The following is a 21,371-nucleotide window of genomic DNA, read 5'->3' on the forward strand; positions in this document are numbered from 1 at the left end:
ATGGCGAAGAAGGCTCTGATTGCCAAGGCTGCTCGTAAGCCCAAGTTCGGTGTGCGTGCGTACACCCGCTGCCAGCGCTGCGGCCGTCCGCACTCCGTGTACCGCAAGTTCGGCCTGTGCCGCGTGTGCCTTCGTGAGATGGCTCACCGTGGCGAGCTGCCGGGCGTGACCAAGAGCTCCTGGTAGTCCCCAGTCCAGTCCGTCGGCCCGAAGGGCCGCCCTTGAGGGGCGGCGGTCGGGCGACGGGTGGGCGGGATCAACCAGAGGCTCTCGGTAAGCAACGGGCCGGCGGGGCCCTCCCTCACATGCCGTAGGCTTGTGGGGTTGGGCGCCCGCCGCCCTGATCGACTTACTACGCCGTAGGTCCCCGTGCCGCACCCGTCCCGCCCCTGTGCGGGGAGAGGGATGGCACATACAGGAAACCCCGGCGAGAGAGGCCGAAGGCCAATTCATGACCATGACTGATCCGATCGCGGACATGCTGACCCGTCTGCGTAACGCGAACTCGGCGTACCACGACTCCGTGACGATGCCGCACAGCAAGATCAAGTCTCACATCGCGGAGATCCTCCAGCAGGAGGGCTTCATCACGGGCTGGAAGGTCGAGGACGCCGAGGTCGGCAAGAACCTCGTCCTCGAGCTGAAGTTCGGCCCGAACCGTGAGCGCTCCATCGCGGGCATCAAGCGGATCTCCAAGCCCGGTCTCCGGGTCTACGCGAAGTCCACCAACCTGCCGAAGGTGCTCGGCGGCCTGGGCGTGGCCATCATCTCCACGTCGCACGGGCTCCTCACCGACAAGCAGGCCAGCAAGAAGGGTGTGGGCGGGGAAGTCCTCGCCTACGTCTGGTAGTCGGGAACGGAGGAGAAGAACAATGTCGCGTATCGGCAAGCTCCCCATCCCGGTTCCCGCCGGCGTGGACGTCACCATCGAGGGCCGCACGGTCACGGTGAAGGGTTCCAAGGGCACCCTGACCCACACCGTCGCCGCGCCGATCGAGATCGTGAAGGGCGAAGACGGCACCCTGCAGGTGTCCCGCCCGAACGACGAGCGTCAGAACAAGGCCCTGCACGGCCTGTCCCGCACGCTGGTGGCCAACATGATCACCGGTGTGACCCAGGGATACACCAAGGCGCTCGAGATCAGCGGTGTCGGTTACCGCGTTGCCGCGAAGGGCTCCAACCTGGAGTTCCAGCTCGGCTACAGCCACCCGATCCTGGTGGAGGCCCCCGAGGGGATCTCCTTCAAGGTCGAGTCGCCGACCAAGTTCTCGGTCGAGGGCATCGACAAGCAGAAGGTCGGCGAGGTCGCCGCGAACATCCGCAAGCTGCGCAAGCCCGACCCGTACAAGGCCAAGGGCGTGAAGTACGCGGGCGAGGTCATCCGCCGCAAGGTCGGAAAGGCTGGTAAGTAAGCCATGGCATACGGCGTGAAGATTGCCAAGGGCAAGGCCTACAAGGGCGCCGCTCTGAAGCGTCGCCACATCCGCATCCGCAAGAAGATCTCGGGTACGTCGGAGCGTCCGCGCCTGGTCGTCACCCGGTCCAACCGCGGTATCACCGCTCAGGTCATCGACGACCTCAAGGGCCACACCGTGGCGTCGGCGTCCACCCTGGACGCTTCCATCCGCGGCGGCGAGGGCGACAAGTCGGCGAAGGCGAAGCAGGTCGGCCAGCTCGTGGCCGAGCGTGCGAAGGCCGCCGGCGTCGAGGCTGTCGTGTTCGACCGTGGCGGCAACCAGTACGCCGGGCGCATCGCCGCCCTGGCGGACGCCGCCCGCGAAGCCGGCCTGAAGTTCTGAGCCGTTCGTAGCTAGCGGAAAAGAGAGAGGTAAATCCAATGGCTGGACCCCAGCGCCGCGGAAGCGGTGCCGGTGGCGGCGAGCGGCGGGACCGGAAGGGCCGTGACGGCGGCGCTGCTGCCGCCGAGAAGACCGCGTACGTTGAGCGCGTCGTCGCGATCAACCGCGTCGCCAAGGTTGTGAAGGGTGGTCGTCGCTTCAGCTTCACCGCGCTGGTCGTGGTGGGCGACGGTGACGGCACCGTGGGTGTCGGTTACGGCAAGGCCAAGGAGGTGCCGGCCGCCATCGCCAAGGGTGTGGAGGAGGCCAAGAAGCACTTCTTCAAGGTCCCCCGCATCCAGGGCACCATCCCCCACCCCATCCAGGGTGAGAAGGCGGCGGGCGTCGTGCTGCTCAAGCCGGCTTCCCCCGGTACCGGTGTGATCGCCGGTGGCCCGGTGCGCGCCGTGCTCGAGTGCGCCGGCGTCCACGACATCCTGTCGAAGTCCCTGGGCTCCGACAACGCGATCAACATCGTGCACGCGACCGTGGCGGCCCTGAAGGGCCTGCAGCGTCCCGAGGAGATCGCGGCCCGCCGCGGTCTGCCGCTCGAGGACGTCGCCCCCGCGGCCCTGCTTCGTGCGCGTGCGGGAGCGGGTGCGTAATGGCCCGCCTCAAGATCACGCAGACGAAGTCGTACATCGGCAGCAAGCAGAACCACCGTGACACCCTGCGTTCGCTCGGCCTGAAGAAGGTCAACGACGTGGTCGTCAAGGAGGACCGCCCCGAGTTCCGCGGAATGGTGCACACCGTCCGCCACCTCGTGACGGTCGAGGAGGTCGACTGATCATGGCGGAGCAGAACCCGCTGAAGATCCACAACCTCCGTCCCGCCCCCGGCGCCAAGACCGCCAAGACCCGTGTCGGTCGTGGTGAGGCGTCGAAGGGTAAGACGGCCGGTCGTGGTACCAAGGGCACGAAGGCCCGCTACCAGGTTCCGGAGCGCTTCGAGGGCGGCCAGATGCCGCTGCACATGCGCCTCCCGAAGCTGAAGGGCTTCAAGAACCCGTTCAAGACCGAGTACCAGGTCGTCAACCTGGACAAGCTCGCCGCCCTCTACCCCGAGGGTGGCGAGGTCACGGTCGCCGACCTGGTCGCCAAGGGCGCGGTTCGCAAGAACCAGCTCGTCAAGGTGCTCGGCCAGGGTGAGGTCTCCGTGGCGCTGCAGGTGACGGTCGACGCCGTCTCCGGCTCCGCCAAGGAGAAGATCACCGCCGCCGGCGGCACCGTCACCGAGCTCGTCTGAGACGAGCCGATGGCCTGAACACCAACCGGGGATGCTCTCAAACGGGGCATCCCCGGTTGGTCGTTCCAAGGGGGGCACACTCGCCGGTAAGGTGGCGTGCGTTGTCGCTGTTCTCCCCGGGGGGCGACCCCCACACCGCGACGGAGGCCCACCGGCCCCCGGAGCGGTACCCGACCCATACGAATTCGTCGAACCTCAAGACCGTCACCTCTGACGCTTTGCGCGGGGGTCGCAGGAGGCACCGTGCTCACCGCGTTCGCCCGGGCGTTCAAGACGCCCGACCTGCGCAAGAAGCTGCTCTTCACGCTCGGCATCATCGTGCTGTACCGGCTTGGCGCGCACATCCCGGTGCCCGGAGTCAGCTATGAGAACGTCCAGATCTGTGTGGACCAGGCCGCGAAGAACAACAGCAGCCTCTTCGGCCTCGTCAACATGTTCAGCGGCGGAGCGCTTCTGCAGATCACGATCTTCGCGCTCGGCATCATGCCGTACATCACGGCGAGCATCATCCTCCAGCTGCTGACGGTGGTCATCCCCCGTCTGGAGGCCCTCAAGAAGGAGGGCCAGGCCGGCACCGCGAAGATCACGCAGTACACGCGCTACCTCACGGTCGCCCTGGCCGTACTGCAGGGCACCGGTCTGGTGGCCACGGCCCGCAGCGGCGCGCTGTTCTCCGGCTGCCAGGTGGCCGACGAGATCGTCCCCGACCAGTCGATCTTCGTGACGGCCACCATGGTGGTCACCATGACCGCCGGCACGGCCCTGGTCATGTGGCTCGGTGAGCTGATCACGGACCGCGGTATCGGCAACGGCATGTCCATCCTGATGTTCATCTCCATCGCCGCCGGCTTCCCCGGCGCGCTGTGGGCCATCAAGGAGAGCGGCAACCTCGCCAAGGGCTGGATCGAGTTCGGCACGGTCATCCTGATCGGCTTCGTGATGGTGGCGCTCGTCGTCTTCGTCGAGCAGGCCCAGCGGCGCATCCCGGTCCAGTACGCCAAGCGCATGATCGGCCGCAGGTCGTACGGCGGTACGTCCACATACATCCCGCTCAAGGTGAACCAGGCGGGTGTGATTCCCGTCATCTTCGCCTCGTCGCTGCTCTACATCCCGGCGCTCATCGCCCAGTTCTCGAACTCGAACGCGGGGTGGAAGACATGGATCGAAGCCCACTTCGTCAGCGGTGACCACCCGTATTACATCGCGACGTACTTCGTGCTGATCGTGTTCTTCGCCTTCTTCTATGTGGCGATCTCGTTCAACCCCGAGGAAGTCGCCGACAACATGAAGAAGTATGGTGGCTTCATCCCGGGTATCCGGGCCGGTCGACCTACCGCCGAGTATCTGAGCTACGTGCTCAACCGGATCACCTGGCCGGGCTCGCTGTATCTGGGTCTGATCGCTCTTGTGCCGACGATGGCGTTGGCGGGCTTCGGTGGTGCGAACCAGAACTTCCCGTTCGGTGGCACCAGCATCCTCATCATCGTGGGTGTCGGTCTGGAGACCGTGAAGCAGATCGAGAGCCAGCTCCAGCAGCGCAACTACGAAGGGTTCCTCCGCTGATGCGAATCGTCCTCGTCGGACCGCCCGGTGCCGGCAAGGGAACGCAGGCCGCGTTCCTCGCCAAGAACCTGTCGATCCCGCACATCTCCACGGGCGACCTGTTCCGGGCCAACATCAGCCAGGGGACGGAGCTGGGCAAGCAGGCCAAGGCGTACATGGACGCCGGCAACCTGGTGCCGGACGAGGTCACCATCGGGATGGCACGGGACCGGATGGCCCAGCCGGACGCCCAGAACGGCTTCCTGCTGGACGGCTTCCCGCGCAACGTCTCGCAGGCCGAGGCGCTCGACACGGCGCTGGCGTCGGACGGCGTGAAGCTGGACGCGGTGCTCGACCTGGAGGTCCCCGAGGACGAGGTGGTCAAGCGGATCGCCGGGCGCCGCATCTGCCGGAACGACAGCGCGCACGTCTTCCACGTCACCTACAGCGCTCCCGCGACCGAGGGTGTCTGCGACGTGTGCGGCGGCGACCTGTACCAGCGGGACGACGACTCCGAGGAGACCGTCCGCAAGCGGCTCGAGGTCTACCACACGCAGACCGAGCCGATCATCGACCACTACCGGGCCCAGGGCCTGCTGGTGACCATCTCCGCGCTCGGCAAGGTCGACGAGGTGACCGAGCGTGCGATGGAGGCGCTGCAGACGGACCGGGCCGCCCAGGCCTGAACCTCGTACCCCAGGCGTATCCACCGACCTGATCGCATACGGCCGCGGTGTCCCCAGGACGCCGCGGCCGTATCGTTGATTACCCAGGCATTCCGCCGAACCACTCTCCGACTCTGAAAGGCGCCGGCCCACATGGTGCAGATCAAGACCCCCGAGCAGATCGCGAAGATGCGTGAGGCGGGGCTGGTCGTCGCCGCCATCCACGCGGCGACCCGTGAGGCGGCGGTCCCCGGTGCCACCACCAAGGACCTGGACGAGGTCGCCCGCAAGGTGATCGCCGACCACGGGGCGAAGTCCAACTTCCTCGGGTACGGCGGGTTCCCCGCCACCATCTGCACCTCGGTGAACGAGGTCGTCGTCCACGGCATCCCGGACGGCAAGACGGTCCTCAAGGACGGCGACATCATCTCCGTCGACGCCGGGGCGATCGTCGACGGCTGGCACGGCGACGCGGCGTTCACCGCGTTCGTGGGCGACGGTCACGCTCCGGAGCTGGTGGAGCTCTCCCGGGTGACCGAGGAGTCCATGTGGGCCGGCATCGCCGCCATGCGCAACGGCAACCGGCTGGTCGACGTCTCCCGGGCGATCGAGACGTACATCCGCCGCCAGCCGAAGCCGGGCGGCGGCCGGTACGGGATCATCGAGGACTACGGCGGCCACGGCATCGGCACCGAGATGCACATGGACCCCCATCTGCTGAACTACGTCAGCCGCAAGCGCGGCAAGGGCCCGAAGCTGGTGCCCGGATTCTGCCTGGCGATCGAGCCGATGGTGTCGCTCGGGACCCCGCACACGGAGGTGCTCGCGGACGACTGGACCGTGATCACCACGGACGGCACCTGGTCCTCGCACTGGGAGCACTCGGTGGCCCTGACGGAGGAGGGCCCGCTGGTGCTGACGGCCGTGGACGGCGGCCGGGCGAAGCTGGCGGAGCTGGGCGTCACGGCGGCTCCGGACCCGCTGGCCTGAGCGGGGTCCTGGCGCGAGGGGCCCTGGCATGAGCGGAGTCCTGGCATGAGCGGACCCGCCGGCGTGAGCGGGGCCCTGGCGGGAAGGGCCCGGTCCGCGTCGGCCGCTGGGGCGCACCCCGGGGGCGGGCGGGGTGATCGGGCAGTCCCGGCCGCCCCGCTCCTGCTTAAGGATCTCCCGCCTTGGGCACACTTCCCGGATTCGTCTTTTCCAGGGGCCTGACGTAGACTGATGCGTCGGTTCGCGTGTACCCGTATGCCCGCTTGCGGTCGAAGGGTGGCAAGAGCCGATCAAGGTAGCCGATTCGAAGGGCGAAGCGTGGCCAAGAAGCAAGGTGCCATCGAGATCGAGGGCACCGTGATCGAGTCCCTGCCGAACGCCATGTTCAAGGTGGAGCTCCAGAACGGTCACAAAGTCCTCGCGCACATCTCCGGCAAGATGCGGATGCACTACATCCGGATCCTCCCGGACGACCGGGTCGTCGTGGAGCTCTCTCCGTACGACCTGACGCGCGGGCGGATCGTCTACCGCTACAAGTAGATCTTGCCCTCACCTCTCCCGAGGGGTGCTGGCACTGACCCGGAGAACCTCACATCCCATGAAGGTCAAGCCGAGCGTCAAGAAGATCTGCGACAAGTGCAAGGTGATCCGCCGCCACGGCCGGGTCATGGTCATCTGCGACAACCTGCGCCACAAGCAGCGCCAGGGCTGACGCACGCCGACCTGCACTTCGCAGATCTTCGCGCGACGCGAGCAACACACGTTCACCAGCAGGGCCCGCCCAGTCCGCATGGACCGGCGACACCTCCGGCGGGGGCCGGGGACCGGGACGTACCACCTCTCCTCAGGGAGCGGTCGGCGGCCCGGGACGGTTCTGCTGCAGACCCCCGAACACCACAGGAGCCATTGAATGGCACGCGTTTCCGGTGTTGACATCCCGCGCGACAAGCGCGTGGAGGTCGCACTCACCTACGTCTTCGGCATCGGCCGCACCCTGGCGCAGGAGACCCTCGCCGCGACCGGTGTGAACCCGAACACCCGCGTTCGTGACCTGGCCGAAGAGGACCTGGTCAAGATCCGCGAGTACGTGGACAACAACATCAAGACCGAGGGTGACCTCCGTCGCGAGATCCAGGCCGACATCCGCCGCAAGGTCGAGATCGGCTGCTACCAGGGTCTGCGCCACCGCCGCGGTCTGCCGGTCCACGGCCAGCGCACCAGCACGAACGCCCGTACCCGCAAGGGTCCGCGTCGCGCCATCGCCGGCAAGAAGAAGCCGGGCAAGAAGTAGTCCTCAGCAGGACGCTCTACCAGCGGTCTTCGCTGTAGGACCGACCACCTCCACGGGAGAAATACATGCCCCCCAAGGGACGCCAGGGCGCCGTCAAGAAGGTGCGCCGCAAGGAAAAGAAGAACGTCGCTCACGGCCACGCGCACATCAAGAGCACGTTCAACAACACGATCGTCTCGATCACGGACCCCAGCGGCAACGTGATCTCCTGGGCCTCCGCCGGCCACGTCGGCTTCAAGGGCTCGCGCAAGTCCACCCCCTTCGCCGCGCAGATGGCCGCCGAGTCGGCCGCCCGCCGCGCGCAGGAGCACGGCATGCGCAAGGTCGACGTCTTCGTCAAGGGTCCGGGCTCCGGCCGTGAGACCGCGATCCGCTCCCTCCAGGCCACCGGCCTCGAGGTCGGCTCCATCCAGGACGTCACCCCGACGCCGCACAACGGCTGCCGTCCCCCCAAGCGCCGCCGCGTCTGACGCGTCGCCGCAGCTGTGAGTCCGGCTCCGGGCGCCGGCGCCACCGGCGCCTTCAGCGCCCGGGCCGGGACTTCGGGCGGTACGGCCCCTCGTGGGACGTACCGCCCGTACCCTTGCAGTACGCAGTATTTTGAGAGCCGGGCCCGTCCCGGCCGAGTCGGGCGTCAAATAGCGGGCGCCCACGACTGAAGGATCACTGACATGCTGATCGCTCAGCGTCCCTCGCTGACCGAAGAGGTCGTCGACGAGTACCGCTCCCGGTTCGTGATCGAGCCGCTGGAGCCGGGCTTCGGCTACACCCTCGGCAACTCCCTCCGCCGTACGCTCCTCTCCTCGATCCCGGGCGCGGCCGTCACGTCCATCCGGATCGACGGCGTCCTGCACGAGTTCACCACCGTGCCGGGTGTCAGGGAGGACGTCACCGACCTCATCCTGAACATCAAGCAGCTGGTCGTCTCCTCGGAGCACGACGAGCCGGTCGTGATGTACCTGCGCAAGCAGGGCCCGGGTCTGGTCACCGCCGCCGACATCGCGCCCCCGGCCGGTGTCGAGGTCCACAACCCCGACCTGGTGCTGGCCACGCTGAACGGCAAGGGCAAGCTGGAGATGGAGCTGACCGTCGAGCGCGGTCGCGGCTATGTCTCCGCCGTGCAGAACAAGCAGGTGGGCCAGGAGATCGGCCGCATCCCGGTCGACTCCATCTACTCCCCGGTGCTCAAGGTCACCTACAAGGTCGAGGCGACCCGTGTCGAGCAGCGCACCGACTTCGACAAGCTGATCGTCGACGTCGAGACCAAGCAGGCCATGCGCCCGCGCGACGCCATGGCGTCGGCCGGCAAGACCCTGGTCGAGCTGTTCGGTCTGGCCCGCGAGCTCAACATCGACGCCGAGGGCATCGACATGGGCCCGTCCCCGACGGACGCCGCCCTCGCCGCCGACCTGGCGCTGCCGATCGAGGAGCTGGAGCTCACGGTCCGCTCCTACAACTGCCTCAAGCGCGAGGGCATCCACTCCGTGGGTGAGCTCGTCGCCCGGTCCGAGGCCGACCTCCTCGACATCCGCAACTTCGGTGCGAAGTCGATCGACGAGGTCAAGGCGAAGCTGGCCGGCATGGGCCTGGCCCTCAAGGACAGCCCGCCCGGATTCGACCCGACCGCCGCCGCCGACGCCTTCGGCGCCGACGACGACGCGGACGCCGGTTTCGTCGAGACCGAGCAGTACTGAGCACCTCCCGGCGGGGTGCGGGGCCGAGCGCCCCGCACCCCGCCGGGGTGGCTGCCTCCGGGGCCACGGCCCCGGGCTCCGGGCGCGAGCCCGGCACAGATGTCCCCGGCACCGCCGGGGGGTGCGCGAGGGGCGCGAGCCTCTCGCACAGGCTGACACCGGTACCTGACACGGCCGGTGCAGATCACGAGGAGAAGAACCATGCCGAAGCCCGCCAAGGGTGCCCGTCTGGGCGGCAGCGCCGCGCACGAGAAGCTGCTTCTCGCGAACCTCGCGAAGTCGCTCTTCGAGCACGGCCGCATCACCACGACCGAGGCCAAGGCCCGCCGCCTGCGTCCGGTCGCCGAGCGCCTGATCACCAAGGCGAAGAAGGGCGACATCCACAACCGTCGCCTGGTGCTGCAGACGATCACGGACAAGAGCATCGTCCACACGCTGTTCACCGAGATCGCCCCGCGCTACGCCGAGCGTCCGGGTGGCTACACCCGGATCACCAAGATCGGCAACCGTCGTGGTGACAACGCCCCGATGGCCGTGATCGAGCTCGTCGAGGGCGAGATCGCGAAGAAGGCCACCGTCGCCGAGGCCGAGGCCGCCACCAAGCGTGCGGTCAAGGAAGCCGACGAGGCCAAGGCCGAGGAGACCAAGGCCGACGAGGTCAAGGCCGACGAGGTCAAGGCCGAGGAGACCAAGGCCGAGGACACCGCCGAGGCTCCGGCCGAGGAGTCGAAGGACGCCTGAGGCGTTCCGAGACGGCTTTGCGGCTGACGGACGGGCCCGTTCCCCTTTTGCGGGGGGGCGGGCCCGTTCCCTTGACAGCATGAGAGGCATACGAGACGTGAGTGACGACGTGAGGCCCGGCTTCGTACGGGTACGCCTGGACCTGTCCTACGACGGCAGGGACTTCTCGGGCTGGGCCCGGCAGACGCGCGGGCAGCGGACGGTCCAGGCCGAGATCGAGGACGCGATCCGTACCGTCACCCGTTCGGCGGACACGTACGGGCTGACCGTCGCCGGCCGCACGGACGCGGGGGTGCACGCCCGCGGCCAGGTCGCGCACGTCGATCTGCCGGAGGACCTCTGGGCGGAGCACCGGGAGAAGCTGCTGCGGCGGCTGGCCGGTCGGCTGCCCCACGACGTCCGGGTGTGGCGGGCCGAGGAGGCGCCGGCCGGCTTCAACGCCCGCTTCTCGGCGATCTGGCGCCGCTACGCCTACCGCGTCACCGACCACCCGTCCGGCGTCGATCCGCTGCTGCGCGGCCATGTGCTGTGGCACGACTGGCCGTTGGACGTGGACGCCATGAACACGGCTGCCGAACGGCTCCTGGGGGAGCACGACTTCGCCGCGTACTGCAAGAGGCGCGAGGGCGCCACCACCATTCGGACCCTTCAGGAACTGCGCTGGGAGCGCGACGCGTCCGGCATCCTCACCGCGACGGTGAAGGCGGACGCCTTCTGCCACAACATGGTCCGCTCGCTCGTCGGCGCGATGCTGTTCGTCGGCGACGGCCACCGCCCGGCGGACTGGCCGGCCCGGGTGCTGGCCGCCGGTGTCCGCGATTCGGCGGTCCACGTCGTGCGGCCGCACGGGCTCACCCTGGAGGAGGTCGGCTATCCCGCCGACGGACTGCTGGCCGCCCGGAACGTCGAGGCACGCAACCGGCGTACGCTCCCGGCTCGCGGTCCGGGGGCGGCGGGCTGCTGCTGACCGGTGGCAGCTCGGCCGTGCGCACCTCCCCCCGGTGCCGGGGGAGGGCCGGCGCCCCGGGGGAGCGGCCGGCCCTCCGAACGTCACCTGCCGGTCAGAGCGCGGCGGCGTACTTGCGCAGCGGTGCCGACGTGTCCGCCCCTGCCGGCCAGGCCGCCCCTCGCGCAGCCCGACCGGGACCGCCGAGCGTGCCGAATGACGACCGCCGCCCCGAGATCGGGACGCGTCGGGCGCACACCGCCGTGCCGGTAAGCCCCGTGCCCGTCAGCCCGCCGGGGCGGCCGCCGCCGCGGACGCCTGCATCTCGCCGCGGCGCACGATCTGGCGGAACGTGAACTCCGCCAGGTCGTCGCCCGGCTGGAACGCCTTGGTGTCGCCCGCGGTGACGGACTTCCCGCTGATGTAGCCGGTGGCGGTGAAGTAGGCGTACCGGCCGTAGGAGTTGCCCACGAAGCGGCACACCGGCCCGCCCTTGCAGAAGGCCGCGACGCCCGAGCCGGAGAGCGGGGCGATGCCGCGGGCCGACCGGTTCACCGCCGCCCGGGCCTGCGCCTCGGTGGGGAAGACGGCGACGCCGACGGTGACCGCCACCCCGTCCCTGGTGTACGTGGCGCGGATGACCTGGTCGCAGCCGTGCGCCCGGAGGGCCGCGGCCAGCGAACCCCGGGTGGCGGAGGGGCAGTCCGCCGTGCGCGCCGTGGGGCCCTTGGTGTAGACCCGGTCGCCCATCGTCAGCTTCCCGCCGGGGAAGAGGGTGTCGGCGCTCAGCGGCGCGGTGTCCTTCTTGGCGCTGGACACGAAGTCCCTGGGGTTCGGCGGGGGCGGGGGAGCGACGGTGGAGAACGACGGCTCCGGCTGCGCGGTGCGTCCGGGCAGTTCGGGCGCCGTGGGCAGCTCACCGGCGTTCTTGCCGGAGGACGCCGCGTCGCCTGTGAAGACCACGGCCGTGGCCACGATCGCGGCGACGGCGGCCGTGGCGACACCGCCCGCGCCGATGAGCAGCCACCGCCTGCGCCGCGCCCGCGCGGCGGAGGCATCGGCCAGCGCCGCCCAGTCGGGCGTCGACGACGAGACCGGCTCCCCGTACGACCGGTACGGCTGCCGCGGGTCCTGCGGCCACTGCGATCCCCCAAAGCTCATGCCGCGCATCCTAAACCTGTTGGGCGTGGGCATGTCCTGCGGTGACAATGCCCGACATGGGACATCTCGAGGTCGCGCATCTGGAGTACTACCTTCCGGACGGGAGGGCGCTGCTGGCCGACGTGTCGTTCCGGGTGGGCGAGGGCTCCGTGGCCGCCCTGGTCGGGGCGAACGGCGCGGGCAAGACGACCCTGCTGCGGCTGCTGTCCGGCGAGCTGAGGCCGCACGGCGGCACGGTGTCGGCGGGCGGCGGCCTCGGTGTGATGCCGCAGTTCGTCGGTTCCGCGGCATCGCCCCCCGGATCGGGAGGGCCGCGGGGCAGTGACGAGCGCACCGTCCGGGACCTGCTGGTCTCGGTGGCGCCGCCCAGGATCAGGGACGCGGCTCGCGCGGTCGACGAGGCCGAGCATCTGATCATGACCGTCGACGACGAGGCCGCGCAGATGCGCTACGCGCAGGCCCTCAGCGACTGGGCCGAGGTGCAGGGGTACGAGGCCGAGACCGTCTGGGACATCTGCACCACGGCCGCGCTCGGCGTCCCCTACGAGAAGGCCCAGTGGCGCCTGGTGGGCACGCTGTCCGGCGGTGAGCAGAAGCGGCTGGTGCTGGAGGCGCTGCTGCGCGGCCCGGACGAGGTGCTGCTGCTCGACGAGCCGGACAACTACCTCGACGTACCCGGCAAGCGCTGGCTGGAGGAGCGGCTGCGGGAGACCCGCAAGACCGTGCTCTTCATCTCCCACGACCGGGAGCTGCTGGCCAGGGCCGCGCAGAAGATCGTGGCCGTGGAGCCGGGGCCCGCGGGCAGCGACGTCTGGGTCCACGGCGGCGGCTTCGGCACCTTCCACCAGGCCCGGCGGGAGCGGTTCGCCCGCTTCGAGGAGCTCAAGCGCCGCTGGGAGGAGGAGCACGCCCGGCTGAAGGCGCTCGTCCACCGGCTGCGGCAGCAGGCGGCGATCAGTCCCGACATGGCGTCGCGGTACCGGGCGATGCAGACCCGGTTCAGGAAGTTCGAGGAGGCCGGTCCGCCGCCGGAGCCCCCGCGCGAGCAGGACATCCGGATGCGGCTGCGCGGCGGCCGGACCGGGGTACGGGCCGTGACCTGCGAGAACCTTGAGCTGACGGGTCTGATGAGGCCCTTCTCCCTGGAGGTCTTCTACGGCGAGCGGGTCGCCGTGCTCGGCTCGAACGGTTCCGGCAAGTCCCACTTCCTCCGGCTGCTGGCAGGGGAGGAGGTGGCCCACGCAGGGGCGTGGAAGCTGGGCGCCCGGGTGGTGCCCGGGCACTTCGCCCAGACCCACGCCCACCCGGAGCTGCTGGGCCGCACCCTGGTCGACATCCTGTGGACCGAGCACGCCAAGGACCGCGGCGGCGCGATGAGCGCCCTGCGCTGCTACGAGCTGGAGCGCCAGGGCGACCAGACGTTCGACCGGCTCTCGGGCGGGCAGCAGGCGCGCTTCCAGATCCTGCTGCTGGAGCTGCGCGGCACGACCGCGCTGCTGCTGGACGAGCCGACGGACAACCTGGACCTGGAGTCGGCGGAGGCGCTGCAGCAGGGACTGGAGGCGTACGAGGGCACGGTGCTCGCCGTGACGCACGACCGCTGGTTCGCGCGTTCCTTCGACCGCTTCCTCGTCTTCGGCTCCGACGGGGTGGTCAGGGAGACGCCGGAGCCGGTCTGGGACGAGCGGAGGGTGGTCCGGGCGCGGTAGCGCCGGGGCCCGGGGCAGCCCGGGCCCGGGGCAGCCCGGGCCCGGGGCCGGCCGGGCGCCCGGACGGTGGTCGGGGCCCGGCTCCGGCGGGTGGACCGGTCCGGCGGTGGCGGCTTCCGGGCCCGGCGGTGGCGAGGTCCGAGCGGCCGGAGGCCCGCGGGTGCCGGTCCGGGCCGGGTCACGGCGGGTACGGGGCCCGTCGGCCGGGCAGTGTCGCGGGGCCGGGGCGTTTTGACCCGTGCGGGGGAGCGCGGGTATTCTGCTGGTTCGTTATGCGTATTGGCTTGCTCTATCTCACGTGAGGGGCCCTTACGCCGGTCCACCGGGCCGATGACCAGCGGCGTGCACTCGGGTTGCGTCCCCGATGTGCGGCCAGGGCTGTCGTGATCGTCCGGGTGGCCTTGTCAGGACCCCGTCCTCCGTGCTTTCGCAAGCCGGGGGATCCCATCACTGAAGAAGCGAAGGCTACGACCGTGCGTACGTACAGCCCCAAGCCCGGCGATGTGACGCGCCAGTGGCACGTCATCGACGCCCAGGACGTCGTCCTGGGCCGTCTGGCCACCACCGCTGCCACCCTCCTGCGGGGCAAGCACAAGCCGATCTACGCACCCCACGTCGACGCTGGTGACTTCGTCATCATCATCAACGCCGACAAGGTGCACCTGTCCGGCAACAAGCGGACCCAGAAGATGGCGTACCGCCACTCCGGCTACCCGGGTGGTCTGCGCTCCGTCCGCTACGACGAGCTGCTGGACAAGAACCCGGAGAAGGCCGTCGAGAAGGCCGTCAAGGGCATGCTCCCGAAGAACTCCCTGGGCCGTCAGATGCTCTCGAAGCTGAAGGTCTACGCGGGCGAGAACCACCCGCACGCTGCCCAGCAGCCGGTCCCGTTCGAGATCACCCAGGTCGCGCAGTAAGTCCGGCCACCCCCTAAGACGAACAGAATCTGAGGAGCATCGTGGCCGAGACCACCACCGAGACCCCGCTCGAGGGCGAAGAGACCTACGCCGAGGTCACCACCTTCGAGTCCGACGCCCCCGTCGAGGGCGAGTACACGAGCGAGTCGCTCGCGTCCCGCTTCGGCGAGCCGCAGCCGGCCGCCGGCCTGGGCCGCCGCAAGAACGCCATCGCCCGTGTCCGCATCGTGCCGGGCACCGGCAAGTGGACCATCAACGGTCGCACCCTCGAGGACTACTTCCCGAACAAGGTGCACCAGCAGGAAGTCAACGAGCCCTTCAAGGTGCTCGAGCTCGACGACCGCTACGACGTCATCGCCCGTATCGCGGGTGGCGGCGTGTCCGGCCAGGCCGGCGCCCTGCGCCTCGGTGTGGCCCGCGCGCTGAACGAGGCGGACGTGGAGAACAACCGCGGCCCGCTGAAGAAGGCCGGCTTCCTGCGCCGCGACGACCGCGCGGTCGAGCGGAAGAAGGCCGGTCTGAAGAAGGCCCGCAAGGCCCCGCAGTACAGCAAGCGCTAAATCGCCTGCTCGCCTGCACGGCGTAGGAACGCCCCGGCGGCACTCGGTGCCGCCGGGGCGTTCCGTATATCGGCCCCGGGGCGACCCCCCGGGATGACACGGCCCCGTAACCCCGGCGTATAACGGCAGCCGGAACCCCCGCACCCTCGCGCAGGGACACCGCGGGGCCTGCGTTTTCGGAGCACAATCGGAGGACACCAGTGGGACGACTCTTCGGCACGGACGGTGTGCGCGGTGTCGCGAACGCGGATCTGACGGCGGAGCTGGCGCTCGGCCTCTCGGTCGCCGCGGCGCACGTGCTCGCCGAGGCGGGCACGTTCGAGGGCCATCGGCCGACGGCGGTGGTCGGACGTGATCCCCGCGCGTCCGGGGAGTTCCTGGAGGCCGCCGTGGTGGCGGGCCTCGCGAGCGCGGGTGTGGACGTCCTGCGGGTCGGCGTGCTGCCCACCCCTGCGGTGGCGTACCTCACCGGCGCGCTCGGCGCCGACCTCGGCGTGATGCTCTCCGCGAGCCACAACGCCATGCCGGACAACGGCATCAAGTTCTTCGCCCGCGGCGGACACAAGCTCGCCGACGAGATCGAGGACCGCATCGAGACCGCGTACGAGCAGCACCGCACCGGCGCGCCGTGGGACCGGCCGACCGGCGCGGGCGTGGGCCGGGTCCGGGACTACGACGAGGGCTTCGACAAGTACGTCGCCCACCTCATCGCCGTCCTGCCGAACCGGCTCGACGGGCTGAAGGTCGTCCTCGACGAGGCGCACGGCGCCGCGGCCCGGGTCTCGCCCGAGGCGTTCGCCAGGGCCGGCGCCGAGGTGGTCACGATCGGCGCCGAGCCGGACGGCCTCAACATCAACGACAACTGCGGCTCGACCCACCTCGGCCTGCTGAAGGCCGCGGTCGTGGACCACGGGGCCGACCTCGGCATCGCGCACGACGGCGACGCCGACCGCTGCCTCGCCGTGGACGCGGAGGGCAACGAGGTCGACGGCGACCAGATCCTCGCGGTCCTGGCGCTGGCCATGCGCGAGGCGGGCACCCTGCGCGGCGACACCGTCGTCGCCACCGTGATGTCGAACCTGGGCTTCAAGCTGGCGATGGAGCGCGAGGGCATCGAGCTGGTGCAGACCGCCGTCGGCGACCGCTATGTACTGGAGTCGATGAAGGAGCACGGCTACGCCCTGGGCGGCGAGCAGTCCGGCCATGTCATCGTGCTCGACCACGCCACCACCGGCGACGGCACCCTCACCGGACTGATGCTGGCGGCCCGCGTCGCCGCGACCGGCCGCTCGCTGGCCGAGCTGGCCGGTGTCATGGACCGCCTCCCGCAGGTCCTGGTCAACGTCCCGGACGTCGACAAGTCGCGCGTCTCCTCGTCGGCGGAACTGGCCGCCGCGGTCGGCGAGGCCGAGCGGGAGCTCGGCGCCACCGGCCGGGTGCTGCTGCGCCCCTCCGGCACCGAGCCGCTGGTCCGCGTGATGGTCGAGGCCGCGGACATCGAGCAGGCCCGCTCGGTGGCCGGGCGGCTGGCCGACGCGGTGAAGTCGGCGCTGGGCTGACGCGGTGAAGTCGGCGCCGGCTGACGCCGTCACGTCCGCGCTGGGCTGACGCGGCACTACGCGGCCCGCCGTTCGGGGGAACGGCGGGTGTCGCGGCCGGCGGCCCGGCCGCACTGCTCCTACGTTCGGCTGGCATGACGTACGTATCAGCCGACCGCGCGCCAGGGCCGAGCCGCCGCTCGGCACTGGCCGGCCTCGTCGGCGGGGCGGCCGTACTGGCCGGGTGCACCTCGCCGGGGGCGAAGCCCGCGAACGCGCCGACGCCGAGCGGAGCCCGTTCGCCGCAGAGCCCGGCGGACGATCCGACGCCCGGTGTGATGACCCTGTTCAAGGAGCCGGCCTACAACTTCAGCTGCCTGTGGGCTCTCGGCGGGGCCGGGTTCAGCGCGGCGGAGGTGGGCGAGGTCCTCACCGCGGTGAACGCCGTCAACAAGGCCGGCCTCTCCGCGCAGACGTACGTCAAGACCTTCCGCGAGCTCGGCGACAAGGTGACGGGGCCGCCTCCGGGCAGCAAGCCCGACGACCAGACCACCCGCTTCCGTGCGCTGCGGGCCGCGCAGTACTACGCCCAGGCGCTGTTCTTCGTCCTCGGCTCGGACGACCCGGGCAGCGAGGAGGACCTCTACAAGGCGGGACGGGGCGCCTGGGACAGGTTCTGCGACCTGTGCGACCCGGCGCCGGTGAAGGCCAACGTCCCCTACGGCACGACCCCGCTGCCGGTGTGGTTCTTCCGGCCGGACCCGTCGAACACCCGCCGCCCCACCGTGATCCTCACCAACGGCAGCGACGGGCAGAACGTCGACATGTGGACCTACGGCGTCGCGGCCGCCCTGGACCGCGGCTGGAACGCCCTGGTCTACGACGGCCCCGGTCAGGGCCAGTTGCTCTTCGTGGACCAGGTGGTCTTCACCCCCACCTGGGAGAAGGTCGTCGGACCCCTCGTCGACTGGCTGTCCGAGCGCCCCGACGTGGACCCCTCCAAGATCGGTCTCACCGGGCTGAGCATGGCCGGCGACCTGGCTCCCCGGGCCGCGGCGTTCGAGGACCGGATCGCGGCCCTGGTGGCGATGCCCGGCTGCGTGGAGCCGTGGCTGGGCTTCCCCGCGGAGGTCCGGGAGATCCTCACTCCGAGCAAGGAGGAGACGAACAGGATCTGGAACGAGGAGGTCGTTCCCGCGCTGTCCCCCGCGGACGCCGCGACGATGAAGAAGCGCATCGAGCCCTTCTCCGTCCCGGCGATGCTCGCGGCCCGCGAGGGCAGGATGTTCACCGACTTCTACACCCCCGCGAGGCGCATCCAGGCGCTGACGATCACCGACATCGTGCCGCGCATCAAGACGCCGACGCTGGTACTCGACTACGAGGACGAGCAGTTCTATCCGGGTCAGGCCCAGCAGATGTTCGACGCGCTGACCGCGCCCAAGGACTATGTGAAGCTCACCGCGGCCGAGGGCGCGCAGCTGCACTGCTCCCCGATGGCGCCGCAGGTGCACTGCGAGGTCGTGTTCGACTGGCTGCAGGGGACGCTGGGGTAGTCCCGCCGGACGAGCTCCCGGGCGGGCCGGGCGCTGCGGGGCGGGCCGGGAGCTGCCGGGCGTGTACGGCGCGAGGCCGGGTCCGCCCCGCCGTCGTGCGGGGCCCGGTCGCCCGGCTCAGTCGCCCGGCAGCAGGTCGAACACGTCGGCGGGCGGCGGGAAGTGAGATGCACAGCCGCGGCAGGCGTACACGTTCCATCCGGGACCGCTGGCGCTGTGGACCTCGTGCACCACGACGGGATCGTCCGTGATCCGCTCGCAGCGCACGCACATGCGCACGGGCGGCGGCAGTTCCGGGGAGCGGTCGTGGCTCATGCGGCGAACTCGTGGAGGAGGGCGTCGCCAAGGTAGGGGCGTACCAACGCGCCCGCGTTTCCGTCGAGCGGTCCGTCGAGGCCGTACGGGCTGCGATGCGCGGGCAGGCGCGGTGCCGGGCGCGCGACCGGCGCGGACGGGGGAGTGCCGCCGGGGTTCGCTCCTGGAGGGAAGCGCCGGTCCAGCCAACGCCGCATCCGTGCGGCGAGGTGGAGGATGAGGTCGGTCACGTCATCGGCTCCTTGGTTCCCGTAGTCGGTTGATGGCCACGTCCCCGAGACGGCTGCATCCGTCGCCGGGGCTCTCCTGGGTCGACGCTAGAGGTGAGATTTATAGATGTCTATAGAGAACATGCGACGTAAGCTTCTGTGTTCGGATGGCCGCGACTGTGTACGGTCACCCGGGTGATGGAGTACGACCCGACCCGCCCCAAGTGGGTGCAGATCGCCGACGTGATCCGAGAGCGCATCGCCACCGGCGAGTACCCGCCGCGTCATCGCATCTCCGAGATGCAGATGGAGGAGGAGTTCGGCGTCGCGCGGATCACGGTGCGCAAGGCGACGGCAGCCCTCCGGGACGAGGGGCTGATCACCACGGCACACGGCATGGGCTCCTTCGTCACCGACCGGGGTGCAACCGACGCGTCCCGCTGACGGTCACGCCCCCGCCGGCCTCCGCATCGCGCGGCGCTGGCGGGACCACAGCCACTTCTGGACGAACAGCGTCAGTGTTCCCGCGAGGATGATCCCGAGCAGGTTTAGCAGCAGTTGCAGGCTGGAGCCCCACGCCTGCCCGTAAGCTTCGTAGCTGAGCGCCACCGCCGCGTTCGCTCCCGCCGGAACCGTCGTCACCGAGATGGCGACCCCGACCAGCGCCCCGGACTTGGCGGACGTCAGCGACAGGGTGCCGGCGACGCCCGCCAGGACGGCGACGACGAACGAGAACAAGTCCGGGTCGTAGATGAACGCCGTGTTCGGACGGTCGGCGCGCAGCATCGAGGACTCGAACAGCCCGGCGCCGGTCATGAAGAGACTGAAGAGCACCGTGACCGCCATGGCCACCGCGAAGCCCACCACCAGCGCCACCAGCGAGCGCAGCGCGAGCCGGGGGAGGCGCTGCACCACCGCCGTGCTGAAGCCCGCGAGCGGGCCGAACTCCGGGCCGACGGCCATCGCGCCCACGATCAGGATCGCGTTGTCCAGCACCACACCGCACGCCGCGATCATGGTCGCCAGCGTCAGGAACGCCAGGTAGGTGACGGAGAGCGTCGACTCCTCGTGGGTCGCGTCGGTCAGCTGCTCCCACAGCACCGCGTCCGCGGGCTCGCCCGGTGCCTGCCGCTCCGCCTCGTCCGCCCGCGTGGACAGCGACAGGTCGACGCTTTCCACCGAGATCGCGCCCTCGCGGTCCAGCCCCAGCTCCCGCAGGCCGCCGATCAGTTCGTCCCCGGCCTCGCGGGCGACGTCGCACAGCACCAGGTCGCCCGACGGGTTGCGGGCGGCGCCGGTGAGCACCACGAGGTGTGTCGTGCCCACCGTCTTCTCGATGGTGTGGACGACCCGCTCGGTGCGGTCGGGCGGGACGATCAGACGCAGGTGCAGCACGCGGACGGCTCCTCGGCGGTCTTCCGGTCGGGCCGTCCGGCCGGTACGGCGGGCGGCGGGCTCAGAGCTTGCGCAGGGACAGCCGCTGGACCTTGTGGTCGGGGCCCTTGCGCAGGACCAGGGTGGCACGCCCGCGCGTCGGGGCCACGTTCTCCTGCAGATTGACGCCGTTGATCGTCCGCCACATCGTCCGCGCGTAGTCCAGCGCCTCCTCCTCGGAGACCTGGGTGTACTTGCGGAAGTACGAGGACGGGTTCTGGAACGCGGTCTCGCGCAGCTTGCGGAAGCGGCTGAGGTACCAGCGCTCGATGTCCTCCGGCCGCGCGTCCACGTACACGGAGAAGTCGAAGTAGTCGGCGAGACCGACCCGGGTGCGGCCGTCCTTGCCGGGCAGCGCGGGCTGGAGGACGTTGAGGCCCTCGACGATCAGGATGTCCGGGCGGCGCACGGTCAGCCGCTCACCGGGGACGATGTCGTAGATGAGGTGCGAGTAGACCGGCGCGGACACCTCGTCCTTGCCGGCCTTGATGTCGGCGACGAAACGGGTCAGGGCGCGGCGGTCGTACGACTCGGGAAAGCCCTTCCTCGACATCAGCCCCCGGTCCTGGAGCTCCTTCATCGGGTAGAGGAACCCGTCGGTGGTGACCAGTTCGACCCGCGGGTGCTCGGGCCAGCGGGCGAGCAGCGCCTGCAGCAGCCGGGCCACCGTGGACTTGCCGACGGCGACGGAGCCCGCGACGCCTATGACGAACGGGGTGCCGCGCTGGGTGCCGTGGCCGTTGCCCGCCTCGCCGAGGAAGGTGTTCAGGGCGCCGCGCAGGTTGGCGGTGGCCCCGACGTACAGGTTGAGCAGTCGGGACAGCGGCAGATAGATGTCCCGCACCTCGTCGAGGTCGATGACGTCGCCGAGGCCGCGGAGCCGTTCGACCTCGGCGGCGGTCAGCGGCAGCGGCGTCTTCTCGCGGAGTGCGCTCCACTCCTCGCGGGTCAGGTCGACGTACGGGGACGCCTCGGCCCGTTCGGCCCTGCGGCTTCGTGGCGGCGAAGTGATCACATGGC

General features: G+C 70.2%; 28 protein-coding genes. 23 read left to right on the forward strand and 5 right to left on the reverse strand.

Translation table 11 applies throughout. The features are described 5' to 3' along the window. From DDW44_RS18060 to truA, 17 genes are all read left to right on the forward strand, one after another. Nucleotides 1-186, forward strand: coding sequence for a type Z 30S ribosomal protein S14 (locus DDW44_RS18060; protein WP_003956452.1), 186 nt, complete (start codon nt 1-3; stop codon nt 184-186). Nucleotides 187-451: 265 nt separating this feature from the next. Next, a complete protein-coding gene (gene rpsH / locus DDW44_RS18070; RefSeq protein ID WP_017949652.1) occupies nt 452-850 on the forward strand; it encodes a 30S ribosomal protein S8 in 399 nt (132 codons plus the stop codon). A gap of 22 nt (nt 851-872) precedes the next feature. After that, nucleotides 873-1,412 (forward strand): 50S ribosomal protein L6, encoded by a 540-nt coding sequence (rplF, locus tag DDW44_RS18075; protein WP_018889344.1) that lies wholly within the window; start codon nt 873-875, stop codon nt 1,410-1,412. A 3-nt stretch (nt 1,413-1,415) separates the two neighbouring features. Further along, nucleotides 1,416-1,799 (forward strand): 50S ribosomal protein L18, encoded by a 384-nt coding sequence (gene rplR / locus DDW44_RS18080; RefSeq protein WP_017949650.1) that lies wholly within the window; start codon nt 1,416-1,418, stop codon nt 1,797-1,799. Nucleotides 1,800-1,837: 38 nt separating this feature from the next. Continuing rightward, nucleotides 1,838-2,443 (forward strand): 30S ribosomal protein S5, encoded by a 606-nt coding sequence (rpsE, locus tag DDW44_RS18085; protein WP_005313527.1) that lies wholly within the window; start codon nt 1,838-1,840, stop codon nt 2,441-2,443. After that, nucleotides 2,443-2,625 carry a 50S ribosomal protein L30 gene (gene rpmD, locus DDW44_RS18090; RefSeq protein ID WP_017949649.1) on the forward strand — a complete coding sequence of 61 codons (183 nt, stop codon included), beginning with the start codon at nt 2,443-2,445 and terminating at the stop codon, nt 2,623-2,625. Before rpsE ends, rpmD begins: the two co-directional genes overlap by 1 nt. Before the next feature lie 2 nt (nt 2,626-2,627). Continuing rightward, nucleotides 2,628-3,083 (forward strand): 50S ribosomal protein L15, encoded by a 456-nt coding sequence (gene rplO, locus DDW44_RS18095; RefSeq protein WP_017949648.1) that lies wholly within the window; start codon nt 2,628-2,630, stop codon nt 3,081-3,083. A 243-nt stretch (nt 3,084-3,326) separates the two neighbouring features. Continuing rightward, a complete protein-coding gene (secY, locus tag DDW44_RS18100) occupies nt 3,327-4,646 on the forward strand; it encodes a preprotein translocase subunit SecY (protein ID WP_018889343.1) in 1,320 nt (439 codons plus the stop codon). Further along, a complete protein-coding gene (locus DDW44_RS18105; protein WP_018889342.1) occupies nt 4,646-5,311 on the forward strand; it encodes an adenylate kinase in 666 nt (221 codons plus the stop codon). Before secY ends, DDW44_RS18105 begins: the two co-directional genes overlap by 1 nt. 132 nt (nt 5,312-5,443) lie before the next feature. Next, the gene (map, locus tag DDW44_RS18110; protein ID WP_108907069.1) at nt 5,444-6,280 is read left to right on the forward strand and encodes a type I methionyl aminopeptidase; all 837 of its coding nucleotides are present in this window, start codon (nt 5,444-5,446) and stop codon (nt 6,278-6,280) included. A 318-nt stretch (nt 6,281-6,598) separates the two neighbouring features. Next, nucleotides 6,599-6,820, forward strand: a complete 222-nt coding sequence (gene infA, locus DDW44_RS18115) for a translation initiation factor IF-1 (RefSeq protein ID WP_003956442.1) — start codon at nt 6,599-6,601, stop codon at nt 6,818-6,820. 58 nt (nt 6,821-6,878) lie between these two features. Continuing rightward, nucleotides 6,879-6,992: a 50S ribosomal protein L36 gene (gene rpmJ / locus DDW44_RS18120; protein WP_003956441.1), complete on the forward strand. Its 114-nt coding sequence runs from the start codon at nt 6,879-6,881 to the stop codon at nt 6,990-6,992. A gap of 198 nt (nt 6,993-7,190) precedes the next feature. Then, on the forward strand, nt 7,191-7,571 hold the full coding sequence (gene rpsM, locus DDW44_RS18125) for a 30S ribosomal protein S13 (RefSeq protein ID WP_018889340.1): 381 nt from the start codon (nt 7,191-7,193) through the stop codon (nt 7,569-7,571). 65 nt (nt 7,572-7,636) lie between these two features. Further along, complete coding sequence (gene rpsK, locus DDW44_RS18130; protein WP_017949643.1) at nt 7,637-8,041, forward strand: 30S ribosomal protein S11; 405 nt, start codon at nt 7,637-7,639, stop codon at nt 8,039-8,041. 201 nt (nt 8,042-8,242) lie between these two features. Then, entirely contained in the window at nt 8,243-9,265 is a 1,023-nt protein-coding gene (locus tag DDW44_RS18135) for a DNA-directed RNA polymerase subunit alpha (RefSeq protein ID WP_017949642.1), read from the forward strand. A gap of 201 nt (nt 9,266-9,466) precedes the next feature. Continuing rightward, nucleotides 9,467-10,006, forward strand: coding sequence for a 50S ribosomal protein L17 (gene rplQ / locus DDW44_RS18140; RefSeq protein WP_108907070.1), 540 nt, complete (start codon nt 9,467-9,469; stop codon nt 10,004-10,006). Between the two features lie 97 nt (nt 10,007-10,103). Further along, entirely contained in the window at nt 10,104-10,973 is an 870-nt protein-coding gene (truA, locus tag DDW44_RS18145) for a tRNA pseudouridine(38-40) synthase TruA (protein WP_108907071.1), read from the forward strand. A gap of 264 nt (nt 10,974-11,237) precedes the next feature. Here the strand turns inward: truA and DDW44_RS18150 are convergent, their stop codons facing one another. Beyond that, the gene (locus tag DDW44_RS18150) at nt 11,238-12,113 is read right to left on the reverse strand and encodes a hypothetical protein (protein WP_108908869.1); all 876 of its coding nucleotides are present in this window, start codon (nt 12,111-12,113) and stop codon (nt 11,238-11,240) included. A gap of 47 nt (nt 12,114-12,160) precedes the next feature. On the opposite strand from DDW44_RS18150, the gene DDW44_RS18155 reads away from it, so the two are divergent. The 5 genes from DDW44_RS18155 to DDW44_RS18175 all read left to right on the forward strand — a co-directional run bounded on the left by DDW44_RS18155 (nt 12,161) and on the right by DDW44_RS18175 (nt 18,393). After that, on the forward strand, nt 12,161-13,822 hold the full coding sequence (locus tag DDW44_RS18155) for an ABC-F family ATP-binding cassette domain-containing protein (RefSeq protein WP_108907072.1): 1,662 nt from the start codon (nt 12,161-12,163) through the stop codon (nt 13,820-13,822). Nucleotides 13,823-14,295: 473 nt separating this feature from the next. Then, on the forward strand, nt 14,296-14,739 hold the full coding sequence (gene rplM, locus DDW44_RS18160; protein ID WP_017949632.1) for a 50S ribosomal protein L13: 444 nt from the start codon (nt 14,296-14,298) through the stop codon (nt 14,737-14,739). A gap of 41 nt (nt 14,740-14,780) precedes the next feature. After that, entirely contained in the window at nt 14,781-15,299 is a 519-nt protein-coding gene (gene rpsI / locus DDW44_RS18165) for a 30S ribosomal protein S9 (RefSeq protein WP_017949631.1), read from the forward strand. A 200-nt stretch (nt 15,300-15,499) separates the two neighbouring features. Continuing rightward, nucleotides 15,500-16,858: a phosphoglucosamine mutase gene (gene glmM / locus DDW44_RS18170; protein WP_018889330.1), complete on the forward strand. Its 1,359-nt coding sequence runs from the start codon at nt 15,500-15,502 to the stop codon at nt 16,856-16,858. Nucleotides 16,859-16,992: 134 nt separating this feature from the next. After that, nucleotides 16,993-18,393, forward strand: coding sequence for an alpha/beta hydrolase family protein (locus tag DDW44_RS18175; RefSeq protein ID WP_108907073.1), 1,401 nt, complete (start codon nt 16,993-16,995; stop codon nt 18,391-18,393). Between the two features lie 117 nt (nt 18,394-18,510). On the opposite strand, the gene DDW44_RS18180 is transcribed toward DDW44_RS18175, so the two are convergent. Both DDW44_RS18180 and DDW44_RS18185 read right to left on the reverse strand, forming a co-directional pair. Further along, nucleotides 18,511-18,708 carry a hypothetical protein gene (locus tag DDW44_RS18180; RefSeq protein WP_017949628.1) on the reverse strand — a complete coding sequence of 66 codons (198 nt, stop codon included), beginning with the start codon at nt 18,706-18,708 and terminating at the stop codon, nt 18,511-18,513. Continuing rightward, nucleotides 18,705-18,938 carry a hypothetical protein gene (locus DDW44_RS18185; protein WP_017949627.1) on the reverse strand — a complete coding sequence of 78 codons (234 nt, stop codon included), beginning with the start codon at nt 18,936-18,938 and terminating at the stop codon, nt 18,705-18,707. Before DDW44_RS18185 ends, DDW44_RS18180 begins: the two co-directional genes overlap by 4 nt. A 177-nt stretch (nt 18,939-19,115) precedes the next feature. Between DDW44_RS18185 and DDW44_RS18190 the strand changes: the two genes are divergently transcribed. Further along, a complete protein-coding gene (locus DDW44_RS18190; protein ID WP_017949626.1) occupies nt 19,116-19,361 on the forward strand; it encodes a GntR family transcriptional regulator in 246 nt (81 codons plus the stop codon). Nucleotides 19,362-19,364: 3 nt separating this feature from the next. On the opposite strand, the gene DDW44_RS18195 is transcribed toward DDW44_RS18190, so the two are convergent. Both DDW44_RS18195 and coaA read right to left on the reverse strand, forming a co-directional pair. After that, nucleotides 19,365-20,312, reverse strand: coding sequence for a DUF389 domain-containing protein (locus tag DDW44_RS18195; RefSeq protein ID WP_108907074.1), 948 nt, complete (start codon nt 20,310-20,312; stop codon nt 19,365-19,367). Nucleotides 20,313-20,373: 61 nt separating this feature from the next. Next, a complete protein-coding gene (gene coaA, locus DDW44_RS18200; protein ID WP_108907075.1) occupies nt 20,374-21,366 on the reverse strand; it encodes a type I pantothenate kinase in 993 nt (330 codons plus the stop codon). Between the last annotated feature and the right edge of the window lie 5 nt (nt 21,367-21,371).

This window comes from Streptomyces tirandamycinicus (genome assembly GCF_003097515.1).
GTDB lineage: Bacteria > Actinomycetota > Actinomycetes > Streptomycetales > Streptomycetaceae > Streptomyces > Streptomyces tirandamycinicus.

What these genes read in the sequence shown, in the direction of transcription:
- DDW44_RS18060 (WP_003956452.1), top strand. Translation starts at nt 1, where the DNA reads ATGGCGAAGAAGGCTCTGATTGCCAAGGCTGCTCGTAAGCCCAAGTTC.
- rpsH (WP_017949652.1), top strand. Translation starts at nt 452, where the DNA reads ATGACCATGACTGATCCGATCGCGGACATGCTGACCCGTCTGCGTAAC.
- rplF (WP_018889344.1), top strand. Translation starts at nt 873, where the DNA reads ATGTCGCGTATCGGCAAGCTCCCCATCCCGGTTCCCGCCGGCGTGGAC.
- rplR (WP_017949650.1), top strand. Translation starts at nt 1,416, where the DNA reads ATGGCATACGGCGTGAAGATTGCCAAGGGCAAGGCCTACAAGGGCGCC.
- rpsE (WP_005313527.1), top strand. Translation starts at nt 1,838, where the DNA reads ATGGCTGGACCCCAGCGCCGCGGAAGCGGTGCCGGTGGCGGCGAGCGG.
- rpmD (WP_017949649.1), top strand. Translation starts at nt 2,443, where the DNA reads ATGGCCCGCCTCAAGATCACGCAGACGAAGTCGTACATCGGCAGCAAG.
- rplO (WP_017949648.1), top strand. Translation starts at nt 2,628, where the DNA reads ATGGCGGAGCAGAACCCGCTGAAGATCCACAACCTCCGTCCCGCCCCC.
- DDW44_RS18105 (WP_018889342.1), top strand. Translation starts at nt 4,646, where the DNA reads ATGCGAATCGTCCTCGTCGGACCGCCCGGTGCCGGCAAGGGAACGCAG.
- map (WP_108907069.1), top strand. Translation starts at nt 5,444, where the DNA reads ATGGTGCAGATCAAGACCCCCGAGCAGATCGCGAAGATGCGTGAGGCG.
- rpmJ (WP_003956441.1), top strand. Translation starts at nt 6,879, where the DNA reads ATGAAGGTCAAGCCGAGCGTCAAGAAGATCTGCGACAAGTGCAAGGTG.
- rpsM (WP_018889340.1), top strand. Translation starts at nt 7,191, where the DNA reads ATGGCACGCGTTTCCGGTGTTGACATCCCGCGCGACAAGCGCGTGGAG.
- rpsK (WP_017949643.1), top strand. Translation starts at nt 7,637, where the DNA reads ATGCCCCCCAAGGGACGCCAGGGCGCCGTCAAGAAGGTGCGCCGCAAG.
- DDW44_RS18135 (WP_017949642.1), top strand. Translation starts at nt 8,243, where the DNA reads ATGCTGATCGCTCAGCGTCCCTCGCTGACCGAAGAGGTCGTCGACGAG.
- rplQ (WP_108907070.1), top strand. Translation starts at nt 9,467, where the DNA reads ATGCCGAAGCCCGCCAAGGGTGCCCGTCTGGGCGGCAGCGCCGCGCAC.
- DDW44_RS18150 (WP_108908869.1), bottom strand. Translation starts at nt 12,113, where the DNA reads ATGAGCTTTGGGGGATCGCAGTGGCCGCAGGACCCGCGGCAGCCGTAC.
- DDW44_RS18155 (WP_108907072.1), top strand. Translation starts at nt 12,161, where the DNA reads ATGCCCGACATGGGACATCTCGAGGTCGCGCATCTGGAGTACTACCTT.
- DDW44_RS18175 (WP_108907073.1), top strand. Translation starts at nt 16,993, where the DNA reads ATGACGTACGTATCAGCCGACCGCGCGCCAGGGCCGAGCCGCCGCTCG.
- DDW44_RS18180 (WP_017949628.1), bottom strand. Translation starts at nt 18,708, where the DNA reads ATGAGCCACGACCGCTCCCCGGAACTGCCGCCGCCCGTGCGCATGTGC.
- DDW44_RS18190 (WP_017949626.1), top strand. Translation starts at nt 19,116, where the DNA reads ATGGAGTACGACCCGACCCGCCCCAAGTGGGTGCAGATCGCCGACGTG.